The 15,753-nt window shown below is 57.6% G+C and carries 14 protein-coding genes; 5 read left to right on the top strand and 9 right to left on the bottom strand.

The window, feature by feature from the left end; translation table 11 throughout:
- Positions 1–17 precede the first annotated feature (17 nt).
- On the bottom strand, positions 18–1,754 hold the full coding sequence (locus ACTRWH_RS12285; RefSeq protein ID WP_075194994.1) for an EAL domain-containing response regulator: 1,737 nt from the start codon (positions 1,752–1,754) through the stop codon (positions 18–20).
- 143 nt (positions 1,755–1,897) lie between these two features.
- Here ACTRWH_RS12285 and rep point away from each other — a divergent pair, with 143 nt between their 5' ends.
- From rep to ACTRWH_RS12270, 3 genes are all read left to right on the top strand, one after another.
- Positions 1,898–3,916, top strand: a complete 2,019-nt coding sequence (rep, locus tag ACTRWH_RS12280) for a DNA helicase Rep (RefSeq protein ID WP_075194993.1) — start codon at positions 1,898–1,900, stop codon at positions 3,914–3,916.
- Positions 3,917–4,021: 105 nt separating this feature from the next.
- Positions 4,022–6,286, top strand: coding sequence for a galactose oxidase-like domain-containing protein (locus tag ACTRWH_RS12275; RefSeq protein ID WP_462826459.1), 2,265 nt, complete (start codon positions 4,022–4,024; stop codon positions 6,284–6,286).
- 17 nt (positions 6,287–6,303) lie between these two features.
- Positions 6,304–6,834 carry a hypothetical protein gene (locus ACTRWH_RS12270; RefSeq protein ID WP_036202972.1) on the top strand — a complete coding sequence of 177 codons (531 nt, stop codon included), beginning with the start codon at positions 6,304–6,306 and terminating at the stop codon, positions 6,832–6,834.
- Between the two features lie 81 nt (positions 6,835–6,915).
- Here the strand turns inward: ACTRWH_RS12270 and ACTRWH_RS12265 are convergent, their stop codons facing one another.
- Entirely contained in the window at positions 6,916–7,329 is a 414-nt protein-coding gene (locus ACTRWH_RS12265) for a c-type cytochrome (protein WP_036205573.1), read from the bottom strand.
- A 195-nt stretch (positions 7,330–7,524) separates the two neighbouring features.
- Here ACTRWH_RS12265 and ACTRWH_RS12260 point away from each other — a divergent pair, with 195 nt between their 5' ends.
- Both ACTRWH_RS12260 and ACTRWH_RS12255 read left to right on the top strand, forming a co-directional pair.
- Positions 7,525–7,857: a hypothetical protein gene (locus ACTRWH_RS12260; RefSeq protein ID WP_036202970.1), complete on the top strand. Its 333-nt coding sequence runs from the start codon at positions 7,525–7,527 to the stop codon at positions 7,855–7,857.
- Between the two features lie 10 nt (positions 7,858–7,867).
- A complete protein-coding gene (locus tag ACTRWH_RS12255) occupies positions 7,868–9,037 on the top strand; it encodes a phospholipase A (protein ID WP_278366721.1) in 1,170 nt (389 codons plus the stop codon).
- Positions 9,038–9,199: 162 nt separating this feature from the next.
- Here the strand turns inward: ACTRWH_RS12255 and ACTRWH_RS12250 are convergent, their stop codons facing one another.
- From ACTRWH_RS12250 to ACTRWH_RS12220, 7 genes are all read right to left on the bottom strand, one after another.
- Positions 9,200–10,558, bottom strand: coding sequence for a phosphohexomutase domain-containing protein (locus ACTRWH_RS12250; RefSeq protein ID WP_462826474.1), 1,359 nt, complete (start codon positions 10,556–10,558; stop codon positions 9,200–9,202).
- 12 nt (positions 10,559–10,570) lie between these two features.
- A complete protein-coding gene (gene bfr, locus ACTRWH_RS12245; protein ID WP_007153572.1) occupies positions 10,571–11,047 on the bottom strand; it encodes a bacterioferritin in 477 nt (158 codons plus the stop codon).
- Positions 11,048–11,176: 129 nt separating this feature from the next.
- The gene (locus ACTRWH_RS12240; protein ID WP_007153573.1) at positions 11,177–11,383 is read right to left on the bottom strand and encodes a bacterioferritin-associated ferredoxin; all 207 of its coding nucleotides are present in this window, start codon (positions 11,381–11,383) and stop codon (positions 11,177–11,179) included.
- 96 nt (positions 11,384–11,479) lie between these two features.
- On the bottom strand, positions 11,480–12,772 hold the full coding sequence (gene pepQ, locus ACTRWH_RS12235) for a Xaa-Pro dipeptidase (protein WP_462826458.1): 1,293 nt from the start codon (positions 12,770–12,772) through the stop codon (positions 11,480–11,482).
- Positions 12,765–13,679 (bottom strand): LysR family transcriptional regulator, encoded by a 915-nt coding sequence (locus ACTRWH_RS12230; RefSeq protein ID WP_036202957.1) that lies wholly within the window; start codon positions 13,677–13,679, stop codon positions 12,765–12,767. The genes pepQ and ACTRWH_RS12230 overlap by 8 nt, the downstream gene beginning before the upstream one ends.
- A gap of 57 nt (positions 13,680–13,736) precedes the next feature.
- A complete protein-coding gene (locus ACTRWH_RS12225; protein WP_085681714.1) occupies positions 13,737–14,756 on the bottom strand; it encodes an ABC transporter ATP-binding protein in 1,020 nt (339 codons plus the stop codon).
- A complete protein-coding gene (locus ACTRWH_RS12220; protein WP_462826457.1) occupies positions 14,753–15,751 on the bottom strand; it encodes an oligopeptide/dipeptide ABC transporter ATP-binding protein in 999 nt (332 codons plus the stop codon). Before ACTRWH_RS12220 ends, ACTRWH_RS12225 begins: the two co-directional genes overlap by 4 nt.
- Positions 15,752–15,753: the final 2 nt, after the last annotated feature.

The raw sequence follows: 15,753 nt of genomic DNA, 5'->3' as shown, positions 1-15,753 counted from the left end.
CGCAAAGGTACAGCGGCTTATTGCTGCAGGCAAGCAGCGCGGCTACGGTTGTCCAGGAATTGCACAAGATCTGCCCATGGCATGGGGCGCGCGTAGTAGTAACCCTGAATTTCATCACAGTGTTGCTGGCGCAGGAATTCCAGTTGTCCTTCCGTCTCCACCCCTTCCGCCACCACGCTGATTTGCAGGCTGTGAGCCAGGCTGATAATGGCACGGATGATATGCTCGGCGTCGGCAGACTGCCCCAACTCCTGAACGAAAGACTTGTCGATTTTTACGAGGGATATAGGCAGGTGCTGAAGATTGCTGAGTGAGGAGAACCCGGTTCCGAAGTCATCCAGGGCAAAACTGATACCCAGTTGATTGAGCTCCCGCAGACATCGCTGGGCATATTCCGGGTCATGCATCATGGCGCTTTCCGTAAGCTCCAACTCCAACAGACTGGTGTCGATATTGGCATTGAAGATAATGCGGAAAATGGTTTCGGTCATCTTGCGATCATGGAACTGACGGAACGACAGGTTCACGGCAAACACCAGCCCCGGGTGCCCGAGGTCTGAACACTCCTGCAGACGCTTGCAGGCCTGTTCAATCACCCAGTAGCCGATAGGAACGATCAACCCGCTGCGCTCAGCCACCGGAATGAATTCGTCCGGACCCACCAACCCCCTTTCCGGATGATTCCACCGGAGCAGGCACTCCACCCCACGAACTTCCTCCGACGCGAGGTCGATACGCGGCTGATAATACACTTCCAGCTCATTGCCCCGCAGAGCGTTACGGAGATCCGCCTCCAGGCGCAGTTGGTATCCGGCCGTTATGTGCAACTGACGATCGTAAAACCGGTAGCTGGTACCTGGATCGCGCTTGGCCTCAAACATGGCTCGGTTGGCACGTCGCAGAAGGTTTTCCGGGCTGTCACCCGCTTCCGGGTAGGTGGCCACGCCGAGGCTGGCGCTGACGACGACATTCTGGCCGTCAAGGCTGAATGGTTCACCCATCGCAGTCACGAGCTTGCGGATGATCTGGGTAATATCCAGGGAGTCTTCCACTTTCTCGACAATGATCGCAAACTCGTCGCCGCCAATGCGCATCAGCGAATCCACTCGCCGCAAATTCTGTCGCAGCCGTTCCGCCAGCTTCAGCATGATCTGGTCACTCTTCTGGTAACCGAAGGATTCATTGAAGCTGCGGAAATCATCCAGGTTGATGTGCAACAACGCCAGCCGCTGGCTGGCACGCTCGGCCCTCAGCAATGCCTGTTGCAGGCGATCGAAGAACAGGTCACGGTTGATAAAACCACTGGCCACTTCCCGGCCCAACTGGCCGTGAGCGGACTCCGAAAGCTGCTGCCGATACCAAAGACAGCGTACCGCGCGGCGCAGCCCCCACTCTTCCAATGACTGGCGACTCAGGTAGTCCGAAGCGCCATTGGCAAGCAGGTCAACAGCACGCTCGGAGGCTGGCTCGGCACTCAGTGCCAACACCGGTTTCTCATTGCTGGACACGGACAGGTACTGCAGGAAAGCGTCTTCGGAACCGCCATGAAACACACAGTCCCAGAGGATAACGTCAAAATGGGTATTGCGAATCAGATCATCGCAGTCGATAAGATCCGGGCACCAGGTCAGGTCCGGTTCCATTTCACAATCACGTGACAGGAGCGCACCCAGCCAGAGAAAATCCGCATACTCCGGCGTCAGCACCAGCAGCCGTACATGGCTGGGATTGGGTTGTTTTACTGCCAGGGTCATTAAGAAGCGTCCCGTTCCTCGTGATCAAACATCTCCGTTCCCTCAAGAATAGCTGATAGATCGTCAAGGTACAGCATGTCTGCCTAGTGTAGAATGTTTGCTTCCCAGGTTATCTCGGAATTTCCCGGATTGGCGCAATTATTGTGAACAAGCTCAACCCCCGACAGAGTGAAGCCGTCCGCTATGCGGAGGGTCCTATGCTGGTACTGGCTGGTGCCGGCAGCGGTAAGACCAGCGTGATCACCCGCAAAGTGGCTTATCTGATCGAACACCTTGGCATTCCAGGGCGTCATATCGCCGCCGTGACCTTCACCAACAAGGCCGCGCGCGAAATGAAAGAACGTGTCGGACGCCTGGTGGATCGCAAACTGACCCGGGGATTGATTGTTTCCACCTTCCATAACCTCGGGCTGAACATGATCCGCGAGGAGCACGAGCACCTGGGCTATCACCCCGGTTTTTCGATCTTCGATGCGGAAGATGCCAAGGCCCTGCTGCAGGACCTGATGATGCGCGAGGCCAGCGCGGATGCCGGCGATGAACTGTCTGACGTGCAGATGACCATCTCGTCCTGGAAGAATGCCATGCGCAGCCCCCAGGACGCCTGGAGCCGGGCCGCTGATGAGCGGGAGCAGCGTATTGCCATCATTTACCGCCACTACAACGAATACCTGAAGGCCTATAACGCGGTGGATTTCGATGATCTGATCCTGCTGCCGGTACAGCTGTTCCGCGACAACCCCGAGGTGTTGCAGAAATGGCGGCGAAAAATCCGCTACATGCTGGTGGACGAATACCAGGACACCAACCTGTGCCAGTACGAACTGGTCAAGCTGTTGGTGGCAGAACGGGCCGCCTTTACCGTCGTTGGTGATGACGACCAGTCGATCTACGCCTGGCGCGGCGCCCGACCTGAAAACCTTGCTCAGCTCAAGGAAGACTTCCCAAGCCTCAAAATCGTCAAGCTGGAGCAGAACTACCGTTCCACGGTTCGCATCCTTCGTTGTGCCAACACGGTCATTGCCAATAATCCCCACGTGTTCGAGAAAGCCCTGTGGAGTGATCATACGGTCGGGGACGAGCTAAGAATCGTCCGCTGCCGCAGCGAAGACGCGGAAGCCGAACGGGTGGCCACGGAAATTCTCGACCAGAAACTCAAGAAAGGCCTGGCTTTCCGGGACTTCGCCGTTCTCTATCGGGGCAACCACCAGGCACGGCTGCTGGAAATGAAACTGCAGGCTTACCAGATCCCCTATCACATCTCCGGTGGCCAGTCGTTTTTCTCCAAGAACGAGATCAAGGACGCCATGTCCTATCTGCGTCTGTTGGTGAACCCGGATGACGACGCGGCATTCCTGCGCGTCGTGAACGTGCCCCGCCGGGAGATCGGCCCCCGCACGCTGGAACAGCTCAGCCATTACGCCCGCTCCCGCAACGTCAGCCTGTTTCGTGCCCTGGGCGATATGGGTGCCGAAACCCACGTTACCGAGAAGGGGCTGGACCGTCTGCGGCGCTTCGCTCACTGGGTGGACAACACCTGCGAGCGCCTGCACAGCGAAGATCCGATTCCGGTGATCAAGCAGTTGTTCACCGATATCGAATACGAGGAATGGCTGCACCTGCATTCCGGCTCGCCAAAACAGGCGGAACGGCGAATGGAGAACATCTGGTATCTGGTGGAGTCCATCCAGCGCATGCTGGACGACGGCAAGGGTACGGCCGACGAAATGGGCATTGAAGACGCCATCAGCCGGCTAATCCTGCGCGACATGATGGAGCAGCGCGAAGAAGAGGACGACAGCGACAAGGTCCAGCTACTGACCCTCCACGCCTCAAAAGGCCTGGAATTCCCCCACGTGTTCATCATGGGTCTGGAAGAGGAAATACTGCCCCACCGCTCCAGCATTGAGGAAGGCAATGTCGAGGAAGAACGGCGACTGATGTACGTGGGTATCACCCGAGCCCGGGAAACCCTGACCCTTACGTTTGCCGCCCAGCGAAAACAGTACGGCGAAAAGCTGGAAACTATTCCAAGCCGGTTTCTTGATGAGCTGCCCGAGGACGACCTGAGATGGGAAGGCACCGGCGACCTGGACGTGGAAGCCAACCAGCAAAAAGGTAAGGCCACCCTCAGTGCATTACTCGGCGACCTCGGAAGCTGAATTTCACGTTTTTTCACAATCCCTGCAACCTTATGACCTCCTGATCCGTAACAGCCTAGGGAGCTTTGCTTCCGGCAAACACAAAAACAAGATCAGGAGAACACCATGTCCCGTCGATTCAATCGATTATCAAGCGTCACCGGTTCGCTGATTCTGCTCATCGCAGGATCAGGCACCGCCAACGCGGGCCTTCTCGGCAGCCTGCTGGGCGGCTCATCCGAGGACTCAACGACCCAGACTGAGGAACCGTCAGCTCCTGACAGTTACAACAGCAAGGGCACGTTCAGTGAGCCCTTTGCGGAACCCACCATTATTGTGGATGGTGAAGCTGTCGAAACGGACGAAAAATGTATTACCCGCGCTGACGGCATGGATGAGTGCAAACCCGCGGCCGGCACCATGGCACTTCTCAAAGACGGTCGCCTGCTTTACCTGAACGCCCTGGAAGGCACTGAGAACGTTGAGTTATCCATTGTTGCGGAATTTGGCGAAGTGTCCGTCAACGATCAGACCCGCGTTCTGTCGCTGGATGAAAACGACAATCCATCCTGGATCAAACCCTCTCCCCTGGATGCCGGCGCCAACCCGGATGGCAACGACAGTGAAACACTGCTGAATGGCACCGAGCTGGATGGCCTGCTCGATACCGCCGACAACACCAGCGCCAACGACGGCGCCCTGTTCTGCTCCGACGTCATCGGCCTGGCCAACGGTGATGTGATGGCCGTTGGCGGCACCGACTACTATTCCGAGCCAGGCATTGATGGCCTGCCTCTTGGGGTGGCGGAACTGGAAGGTATCAAGAATTCGAGAATATTCGACGAGGAGACCAACACCTGGCGCCAAAGTGGCGATATGACCTACGGGCGCTGGTATCCATCACTCGTAACCATGGGCAACGGCAACGTCTTCGTCGCCAGTGGTGTCACCAAGCTGCTGAAGCCAGTGTACCCGGATGAGCCACTGAACAGCGGACGCAACGTGGTGCAAACGGAGACCTACGACCCCTGCGCCGGTGCCTGGACGCAGAATCCGTCCACCGCTGATCGCTCCTTACCGCTCTATCCACGCATGCATCTGCTGCCGAATGGACACATCTTCTACAACGCTGGTGGCCAGGCCTTCAACCCATTCGGCCAGGGTTACGATCAGGCATTGTGGAACATTGTCGCCAGTTTCAACCCGGATACCCAGCGCTGGAACGACATTGGCTATGCAGGCCTCCCACTAAGGCTGGATGAAGCCGGGCTGGGTCAGTTGAGCAGCACCCTGAACATCACCAACCTGTCGCTTGATCAGGTCGGCTCACTGCTTGGCGATGTTCTTGACTCGCCCACGGATTTGCTGACCAGCGCAGCCGATCTTGGGGTATCTGAAGAAAATCTGCGCATGGCGATCGCCGGTGGTATGCGGGGCTCCACGTCGTCCACCATGTTGCCGCTGAAACCAGACGCCAGCGGTAACTACAATGAAGTGGAACTGCTGACCGCGGGCGGCGTACCCAGTTATGCAGTACTGACGAACCCCGGCGGCTACCTGCCCACCGACCAGACCCGCATCGATACTGTCACCACCAACGGCGACGAAATCGGCTACGAGTCGCGTTTGGCCGGCCCACTGAATCAGCCTCGCTGGTACGGCACAAACGTTGTGATGCCCGACGGCACCGTGATGGTGTTCAGCGGCGGCAATCGTGACGGTGTGGTAGCGCCCGGCCTGGAAGGCCCGATCCGCACCGCCGAGCAGTTCAACCCGGAAACCGGAGAATGGACGGAAATGGCTACCGGCCACCGCGCCCGCACCTACCACAACACTGCGGTACTGATGGAGGACGGCCGCGTTATGGTTGCCGGCCACTCACCAATCAACACCGCTTACCTGACATTCGTGGATCTTCAGGATTTCGGACTCGCACCCTATGACGGCCGCGATCCGAGTTTCGAAATCTACACTCCGCCCTACGCCATGCGGGACGACCGCCCCAAAATTAAAAGTGCACCCAGCAATCTGACCATTGGCGACCGATTCAACATCAAGGTCGACCAGGCGGATCAGATTGACAAGGCCCTGCTGATTCGCCGTACGGTCATGACCCACGTCATTGACGGTGACCAGCGTGCCATTGAACTGGTCATGGAGCGGGGCCCTGGCAACAAGCTGACTCTGACCATGCCCGACAACCACAACGTGGTGCCCGCCGGCGAATACATGCTGTTCGTCAGCAAGGACACCCCAGATGGCCGCGTACCCTCGGTGTCCGCGCCGATCACTGTGGTGAATGAGAATCTCGCCTGCATGGCGCCCACGCAGGTGGCCAGCGATACCACCACCAGCGGTGGCATCATTGAGTCAACCCTCGAGCTGCTGTGACCGTCAGGAGGATTGTTATGAAACACATCGAACAGATCGGAGCTCGCCTGGCGGCCCCGGTGTTGTTCGGCCTGGTGTCCCTGTCAGCCTCCGGGCTGGCAGGGGCCCACGGTGCACTGGAGACAGAGGACGTTCCGGACGGCATCGTAAAGGCTCGAATAGCCCATCAACCCGACATTCCCGGACTCAGTGCAATCATTCTGGATGCACCGCGCCCGGGCATATTGCTTCGATATCAAGGTGAAGAACCTCTGACCGTATTGGGCACGGACGGGGAGGCGTTTATACGATTTACCCGAACCGAAGTCACCGTTAATACGGAGAGCCCCAGCTGGAAAGCGCTACCAAACCAGTCGGCGGAAACGAGCCAGACGTCCTGGGTGACAATGTCTCAATCCGGCGCTTTTGGCTGGCTGGACTCCCGGCTCAATGTTCTGCATGACAGCAACAGCGCAGATGGGCCCAAAACCTGGTCAATTGCAGTGACAACGCCCAAAAACGGCACTGAGCGAATCGAAGGACAACTGACCTATATGCCCATTCACTAACGGGAGAACATTCCGCTAACCAATAAAAAGCCCCCGTAATATCGGGGGCTTTTTGATCTACCGTGGGCCGGAATACAGTTGCTACTGGCTGGCCTCAACCATGTGCTCGACGGCGCTCTCGATTTCCTCATCAGAGCACCCGGAACAACCGCCCTTGGCCGGCATGGCATTGAAGCCGTTGATTGCGTGATTGACCAGTGTGTCCAGTCCTTTTTCAATACGGGGTGACCATGCGGCTGTGTCGCCCTTCTTGGGAGCGCCTGCCGCGCCAGTGCTGTGGCAAGCGGTACAGGCTGCATCGTAAACGTCACTTCCAGAACGAGGGCCCGAGCTTGCGCTTGCAGATGGAGCAGCTGCCTGCCCACAGTCTTCACCCTGGACGCACACTTCGCCAACCGGGGCAATGCGAGCGCGAATTTCATCTTCAACATTGGCCATTACGGCACCTGCGGTCAGGCCGAAACCAAGCAATACGGCAGCCAGGACTCTCTTCATCATCACAATGCACCTCACAATTGGGCGTTATAATCGTTAGTGCACGCATTATAGCGACTGCGGCAGGCCAAAAAAACCAAACTGCAAAATGAACCCCCGATTTCAATCAATTTTCGTTGCCATTTCGTAAGTCAGAGGGCTCCGGAAGCACTTTCCGGGTACCATGCACCAAACAGATACCGAAGGTTCGAATGTATGCCTGATACCAACCAGCCACACCCCTGGCGAAAGCCATTACTGATCACCGAGTTTACCGCGGTAGCCATACTGCTGGCGTCCATGGGCTGGTTTTCCAGCCGCGCGGCAGAGGGTGCCGCACTGAGCCCTGTGTGGTTATTGATTCCCGCCGCCGCAAGTCTTGCGGTATTCATCAGTTTTATCGGGCTGATGTACCTGCGCTGGGTAGTTGCAGCAGCTGCTGAACGCAAACCCCGGCATAAAATCGTATTCTCCCTGCTGGTGATGACGCTGCTCGGAGTATGGGCTTACGGCGTCGCCAACACCTGGATCAGTGTTTCCAACGCATAAGGACTGGACCATGCCCATCGTTCGCCGCCCTGAACTTTTGAGGTTTACTGGCTTGCTGTTGTCTCTGAACCTGTTCCTTCCCGGAACGGCCACCGCGCAGGACGAGCCCCCCGGGAACCGGAATTTTGAGGGAGTGAAGCCGGAAGACTGTGCCCTGATCAAGGATGGCGTTCAGCGTCTCGCATGTTACGACGCCATCAATGACCCGGCCAGCGCTCGCAATGGTGCCTCTGATGAGAGCCTGGACGCCATCGATAAGTCGACGGAGGCGCTGCAGTACGAAGAGGCAGCGAATGCGGAAAACGGCGATGCAACACTGGGGCCCGCGGAAGAAAGCACGACCGGAGAGGACGGAGAAGATACCGGCGTGATGTCGGCGATCCTGAACCGTTATGTCGCCGCAGAGAAGGCTATTTTCTCGTTTTCCGGCAGTTTTGTTGGCCATCGGCCGATGTATATCCTGCCGTTCAGCTATATGAAGAATGCCAATCGTGAACCCACAAATCCGAGACTGGGCGCAACCGATTACGACTATGGCATCGACAACCAGGAAGCCAAGTACCAGATCAGTTTCAAGGTACCCTTGTTGACTGGCTGGCTGGATGACCGCACGACGCTCTGGTTCGGCTACACCCAGAAATCGTTTTGGCAGGTGTATAACACGGATGACTCAGCGCCATTCCGGGAAACCAATTATGAGCCGGAAGTCTTTGTACGCTATGAGACGAATTATGACCTGGGCCCTGGCAGGCTGAATGGTGTCACGCTGGGCTTTAATCATGAGTCCAATGGCCAGTCGGAACCCCGTTCCCGCAGTTGGAACCGGATCGTGGGGTCGGCAGCCTACAGCTATGATCGCTGGCTGTTCATCCTTCAGCCTTGGTATCGACTGCCGGAGGATGACAGCGAGGACGACAATGAGGATATTGAGCGCTATCTGGGCTATGCGAACTACATGGCGATCTACAAGTGGAGTGAGGATCGGACGCTGTCGATGAAGCTGATGAACAACTTGCGGTCAGACAACAAGACGTCGATTGAGTTGGGTTATAGCTTTCCGATGGGGGATACGATCAAGGGGTATGTCCATTATTACAATGGCTATGGTGAGAGTCTGATTGACTACAATGAGCGGATTCAGCGGATTGGTATCGGGGTTATGTTGAACGACTGGCTTTGAGTGGTTCCCGGCTTTTGCCATTGGTGCAAGACAGTCCGTCATGGTTCCCTCTCCCGAAACACGCTCCTTGCGGCACATCCATGTGACGCTTGGGCTTCGCCATCCATGGCTCCGCACAGTTTCGGGAGAGGGAACCATGACGGCCTGCCCCAAAATTCGGAGTTAGCCTTTCTCGTTTAGCCTTTGCATTTCCGCCAGCAGCTCTGCCGTTTTTTCCTTCATCAACGCAATATCTCCCCTCGATTCCACGTTCAGGCGAACCACCGGTTCGGTGTTGGACATTCGCAGGTTGAACCGCCAGTCGTCGAATTCGATGCTGGCACCGTCGACGTGGCTGACACTTTTGGCGCCCGGGCTGTATTTGGCCTCTATGGCGGCAATGACCTTGGGGGGATCATCGATCGTGCGGTTGATTTCGCCGCTGGCCGGATAGGCCTCGATTCGGGCGTCTATCAGGGAGGACAGCGTCTGGCCGGACTGGCACAGGCGTTCGGCGACGAGCAACCAAGGGATCATGCCGCTGTCGCAGTAGGCGAAGTCGCGGAAGTAGTGGTGGGCGCTCATTTCGCCGCCGTAGACTGCATCTTCGTCGCGCATGCGTTGTTTGATGAAGGCGTGGCCGGTTTTGCTTTCGATGGCTTCGCCGCCAACGGCGTTGACGAGGTCGATGGTGTTCCAGGTCAGTCTTGGGTCGTGGATGACTTTACCGCCGCCGGTTTTGCGGAGGAACTGGTCTGCCAGCAGGCCGACAATGTAATAGCCCTCGATGAAGCGGCCGTTTTCGTCGAAGAAGAAGCAGCGATCGTAGTCGCCGTCCCAGGCAATGCCCATGGCAGCGCCATACTCCACAACCGCATCCGCGGTGGCGGCGCGGTTTTCTTCCAGAATGGGGTTGGGAACACCGTTCGGGAAATGACCATCGGCCTGGTGGTGCACTTTGACGAAATCGAACGGCAGGTGTTGTTCCAGCTCGTCGACAATCAACCCCGCCCCGCCGTTACCAGCATTGACCACGATGGTTTTGGGCTTGAGCGATCCTGCCGCTATATAACCCAACAGGTGATCGATATAGGCGGTAACCACTTCCAGCGGCTCATATCGTCCCTGTTCCGGCGCATCACCGAAGGGCTCAGGCACCCGGTCACGGATGTCATTCAGGCCGTTGTCGGAACTGATAGGGCGCGAGTCCGGCCCCACCATCTTCATGCCATTGTGATCACGCGGGTTGTGGCTGGCGGTGACCATGATGCCGCCGTCCATTTTGTAATGGCTGGTGGCGAAGTAGACCAACTCGGTACCACACAGGCCGATGTCGAAAACGTCGGCACCGGCGGCCATAAGGCCGGAGCAGAGGGCGTCGGCGATTTCACGGCTGGACAGCCGGATGTCGTAGCCGACGATGACTCTTTTCGCCCCCGTCACTTCCACATAGGCGCGACCGATGCGTTCGGCCAGCTCTGGGTTAAGCTGGTCCGGCACTCGGCCACGAAGGTCATAGGCTTTAAAACAGGACAGATCCATTGTCACTGATGTTTACTCCGCGGCGGACGACTGAAGCTGGATGTAGTTCTGGATACCCATCTTGCCGATCATGTCGAGCTGGGTTTCGAGCCAATCGATGTGCTCTTCTTCGCTGTCGAGGATGCCACGGAACAGTTCACGACTGGTGTAGTCCTTCACCTGCTCACAATGAACAACCGCATCTTTCAGGTCCTGATGGGCGATCATTTCCAGTTTGAGGTCACAGGACAGCATTTCCTCGACGTTTTCACCGATCAGCAGCTTGTTTAGGTCCTGGAGGTTAGGTAGCCCTTCCAGAAACAGGATGCGTTCGATCAGCAGATCCGCATGCTTCATTTCGTCGATGGACTCTTCGTATTCCTTGTCCGCCAGTTTGGTGATACCCCAATCCTTGTACATGCGGGAATGGAGGAAGTACTGGTTGATGGCGGTCAGCTCGTTGGCGAGTACTTTATTCAGGAACTGGATGACTTTCTTGTCGCCTTTCATGACGGATCTCCTTTCGTGAGTGTGCAATCCTTACAAGGATAGTCTTTCACGCGGGGAGAAAAAATCACATTTAGGAATCAGGTGCAGGCAAGAACGGATTCCGCACTCTCCCTATCACTACCCTATCCGTCAGGCGGGCTGGGCTAGCATGTCAGCCATGGCCAGGTAATCAGGGGTGCGGCTTTCGCGGAGAATCTCCCGTGCTGTACAGGCACAACGACCGCATTGCGTGCCAACACCGAGCTCCTTGCCAAGCTGGCGCATGGAACTGACGCCATTGTCGGCGGCTTCACGGATTTCTCGGTCTGTTACACCATGGCAGAGGCATACGTACATAGGAGCATCTCACTAACGATAACAAAGCTAGTGATAATTATTGTCATTTGCATGCAGCTTTGCAAGCCCAAAGAGCGATTTTTGTGCAAATTCTTTTTAACCGCCCGCCTCACGGGTCAGGTTTCTGGCGCCATCGTGTGTAACGACCACATTATCCTCAATGCGAATACCGCCGCACCCTCGTAATTCATCGATCACTGAACGGTTAAAGTTCTTCCCCAGTGGCCCATCCAATACCGGGTCCAGCAATGAAGGAATGATATAAAGCCCCGGCTCTATGGTGACGACCATGCCTGCCTCCAGGGTCCGGGTCAGGCGTAGGAATGGGGCGTCTGACGGCGGCGGTTCTTTCTTGCCAGAGACGTCATGCACCTGAACTCCCAGGAAATGACCAATACCGTGCGGAAAGAACGCCCTGGTAACGCCCTGCTCCACCAGGGTTTCGTCATCCACCCCCTGAACCACTCCGGCGGCATTCAACAGTGCCGCAATGCCTTGGTGGGTCTTGCGATGGATCGCCACATACTCCACGCCGGGTGCAACCATCCCGCACAGCCGTTGCTGCAATTGTTCCAACCCCTGAATCAACGCGGCAAAACGTCTTTCCCCTGCCCCGGGCGTGGTGCGGGTAATGTCGGAACAGTAACCGCGAAAACGGACACCGGCGTCGATCAGAAGGCTGCGGGGACGCGCAGGGGCTTCGGTGTCATAGTATTGGTAATGCAGGGTGCCGGCGTGTTCATTCACGCCGATAATACTGTGATACGGCGCTTGGGCTTCACGCTGCCCGGTCGCCTGCTGGTAGGCCAGGTTTATTTCAAACTCACTGCCTCCGTCCAGAAACGTCTTTCGGGCCGCCCGGTGGCCCTGCATGGCCACGTGGTTGGCACGAGCCAGGCAGGCTATTTCATACGGGGTCTTATGCACCCGGGTTTCGTCCAGAGCAGACAACAGGCCCTCCGGATTTTGCTCCCCATCAACCCCGGACAACTGGGACGGGTCGCCCACAACGGCAAGCCTGCCATTGACGTTCATTACCGGCGCTTCCCGACGATCACTGGAACGCACCTCCATCGACTGCAGCCAGGGCTCGTCCGGCAATTCCGGAGTGGCATGCCAGAAGTCCACGGGGTGATAAAGACTGAGCAGCGGCTTATGCCCGGGCCGGATAAGTAACCAGCTGTGTTCCTGCCCGGTCAGCCCGGTCCAGTGCAGGAAGGGGCCATAGCCCTGAAAATGCCATGCCTGGTCGTCACCATAACGCACGGGTGCGGCGCCGGAACTGATCAGCAGACCGTCATAACCCTGCTCGGCGATGGCGTGCTCGTAACGCTGCTGAAGCGTGCGAATATGGTCCGTCTGCAGTGACAGTAACTCGATGTCAGACATGCTTGTTTTCCAGTGTTTTCCAGAGGGTTAGCAGATCGTCGGAACGGGGCTCACGCAGGCGAATCAAGCGGATCTCCAATGGCACATCGCAACGTTTGTCCCCGGCCCGGGTAAGACTGCCGAAACGCTCGCTCTTTTCCGTCATTCGTTGTGGCAGCCACCCCATGCCAAAGCCCTGTTTTACCAGCGCCTTGATACCGGCCGATTGGGTATTTTCATTCAGTGGCAACAAGTTGGCTGGCAGCTTGCATCTGTTCAGGTGCCCCTCAATGGCAGACTGCAGGAACCCCCGGGAGTGATAGGCAATCAGCGGGACGGGCTGCTCCGGCGTGCCCGGCAGCGCAAATCGTGGTTGCCCGTTTTCATCGGCCACACTTACAGGCACCAGAAATTCCCTCGCCAGCGTCACCCATTCGTAGCGGTCCTCGCTCAGATGATCCTTCCAGGGCAGATCCTCATGCCAGTAGCACAGCACCAGGTCACATTCGCCGCTATCCAGCGCATCCAGAAACTGCTCCCCCACCCAGTTGGTGGCTTTCAGGTTCAGTTGTAGCCGCTCGGCCAATCCCTCCTGCCGGGCCCACCCCTGATAAAAGTGGGAAAACAGCCCCTGGGTTGATCCCACACTGATCCGGGCAGACGCCTCGGACTCCATGTCGCTGATCCGGTCTTTGGTTTCACGAACGTCCCGCGTTACGCGCTCGCACAGCTCAACAAAAGCCTCCCCCGCCGGTGTCAGCGACAATGGCAGGGTCTGGCGGTTGATCAGTGTTGCCCCCATGGCTTCCTCGAGAAGCTTGATGCGGCGGCTGAACGTCGGCTGGCTCACATGCTGCAGTTCAGCGGCACGTGAGAAATGACGCGTTCGGGCCAGCGCCATGAAGTCTTCAAGCCAGCGTATTTCCATGGTGTTACCAGCGTCGGGAATGGTTGTCAGGCATCATAGCCCATCGTGGGGAACTGGCTATAGCCGCCCTTCCTCCACCGCATGACACGCAACCTGGGCGCCGCCATCCGTCGCTATCAACTGAGGTATTTCCTGCCGGCATCGGTCGTCGGCATACGGGCAGCGACCATGGAAGACGCAACCTGACGGCAACTGCACTGGTGTCGGAACCTCGCCCTGCAACCGGATATGGTTGGGCCGGTCGTCCTCCAGCTTTGGAATGGCCGACAGCAACGCCTGGGTATATGGATGCCTCGGGGTATTGAACAGCGTTCTGGTATCTGCCAACTCGCATACCCGGCCAAGGTACATGACCGCGACCCGGGTACCAAAATGCTCTACCACGGCCAGATCATGAGTAATAAAAAGATAGGTCAGGTTGCGGCTTTCCTGAGCTTCCATCAGCAGGTTGAGCACCTGCGCCTGAATGGAGACGTCCAGCGCCGAAATCGGTTCGTCCGCAACGATGAACTCGGGGTCCACCGCCAGCGCCCGGGCAATGGCAATGCGCTGGCGCTGACCGCCGGAAAATTCATGACCAAAACGGCTACCCCAGTCCGGGTCGATCCCCACCGACTCCATAACATCCTGCACCTTGTCACGGATCTGGGACTCCGAGGCATCCGGCTGATGAAAGCGAATTGGCTCTTCCAGGGTTTGCTGGATGGTCATCCTCGGGTTCAGCGAGGCGTAGGGGTTCTGGAAGATCATCTGCATCTTGCGGCGGTACGGCAGCACCTCTTTACCGTCAAGATGGTCGATACGCTGGCCGTCGTAGTGGATCTCGCCAGCGCTGGGAGACAACAACCCCATGACGGTACGAGCCACGGTCGATTTGCCACACCCGGACTCACCCACAACGCATAGCGCTTCGCCTTTCTGGACCTGCAGATCAACCCCATTGATCGCGTGCACGGCTTCCTGTTTGCGGTGGAAACGACCGCCTTTGAATGAGATCTGCTCCAGCAGGCCACCGGAAAGATCAAACTTCTTCTCCAGGCCGCGTATATCGACCAGCGTGGATGACGGGGAGGTCACGATTCCACCTCCTGCATGCGTTTCTCCTGCTCAATAAGGTTGCTGACTTCGTAACAGGCCACATCCACATTACCCGACCGAACATACTCCGGCATCCGACGCTTGCACTGATCAGTGGCGAAGGAACAGCGTGGGTGGAAGGGGCAGCCTGTGGGCACATTCTTCAGGGACGGCATGGAACCCGGGATCTGGAACAGCCGCTCGCCGGGCTCACCCATCTGGGGCAGCGCGTTGATCAGCCCCTGGGTATAGGGATGCTGGGCGTCATTGATGATTTCGCGGGTGGGCCCTTGCTCAATGATTCGGCCGGAATACATCACCAGCATGCGCTGGGTGACCTGAGACACCACGCCGAGATCGTGAGTGATCAGCATCAGCGCCACGTTGTCCTGCTCGCACAACTCCAACAGCAACGCCATGATCTCAGCCTGAATCGTCACATCCAGGGCCGTCGTCGGCTCATCCGCGATGATGATCTCCGGGTCCAGCAGCAATGCGATGGCGATGATAACGCGTTGGCGCATGCCGCCAGACAGTTCATGGGGGTATTGATCCAGGCGCTTGTCCGGCGACGGAATCTGTACCTTGCGCAGCTTGTTCAGGGCGATATCCCGGGCCGCCCTGGTGCTGATCCGGCGGTGCGCCTTGAGCGCTTCCACCATCTGGGTGCCAATGGTCAGCACCGGGTTCAGGGTCATCATCGGGTCCTGGAAAATCATGGCGATGCGGTTGCCGCGAATCTTGCGCAGTTCCCGCTCGCTCATGGCTGCCAGGTCCTTACCCTCGAACAGGATCTGGCCAGCGGCAATGTAACCGGGCCGGGCGATCAGGTTGAGAATGGAGAAAGCCGCTACGGATTTACCCGCGCCGGATTCCCCCACCAGCCCCAGGCGCTCGCCCTTGTCGAGGCTGAAACTGATGCCACGCAGAGCGGTAAGGTCCCCGCCACGGACAGCGAAGCGGGCCTCAAGATCTATTACTTCCAGCAATGGCATGG

This window comes from Marinobacter sp. G5_S1_61_S3, from assembly GCF_054968585.1.
Note: the sequence above shows the minus strand (reverse complement) of the source record. Positions and strands in the feature narration are given on the sequence as shown.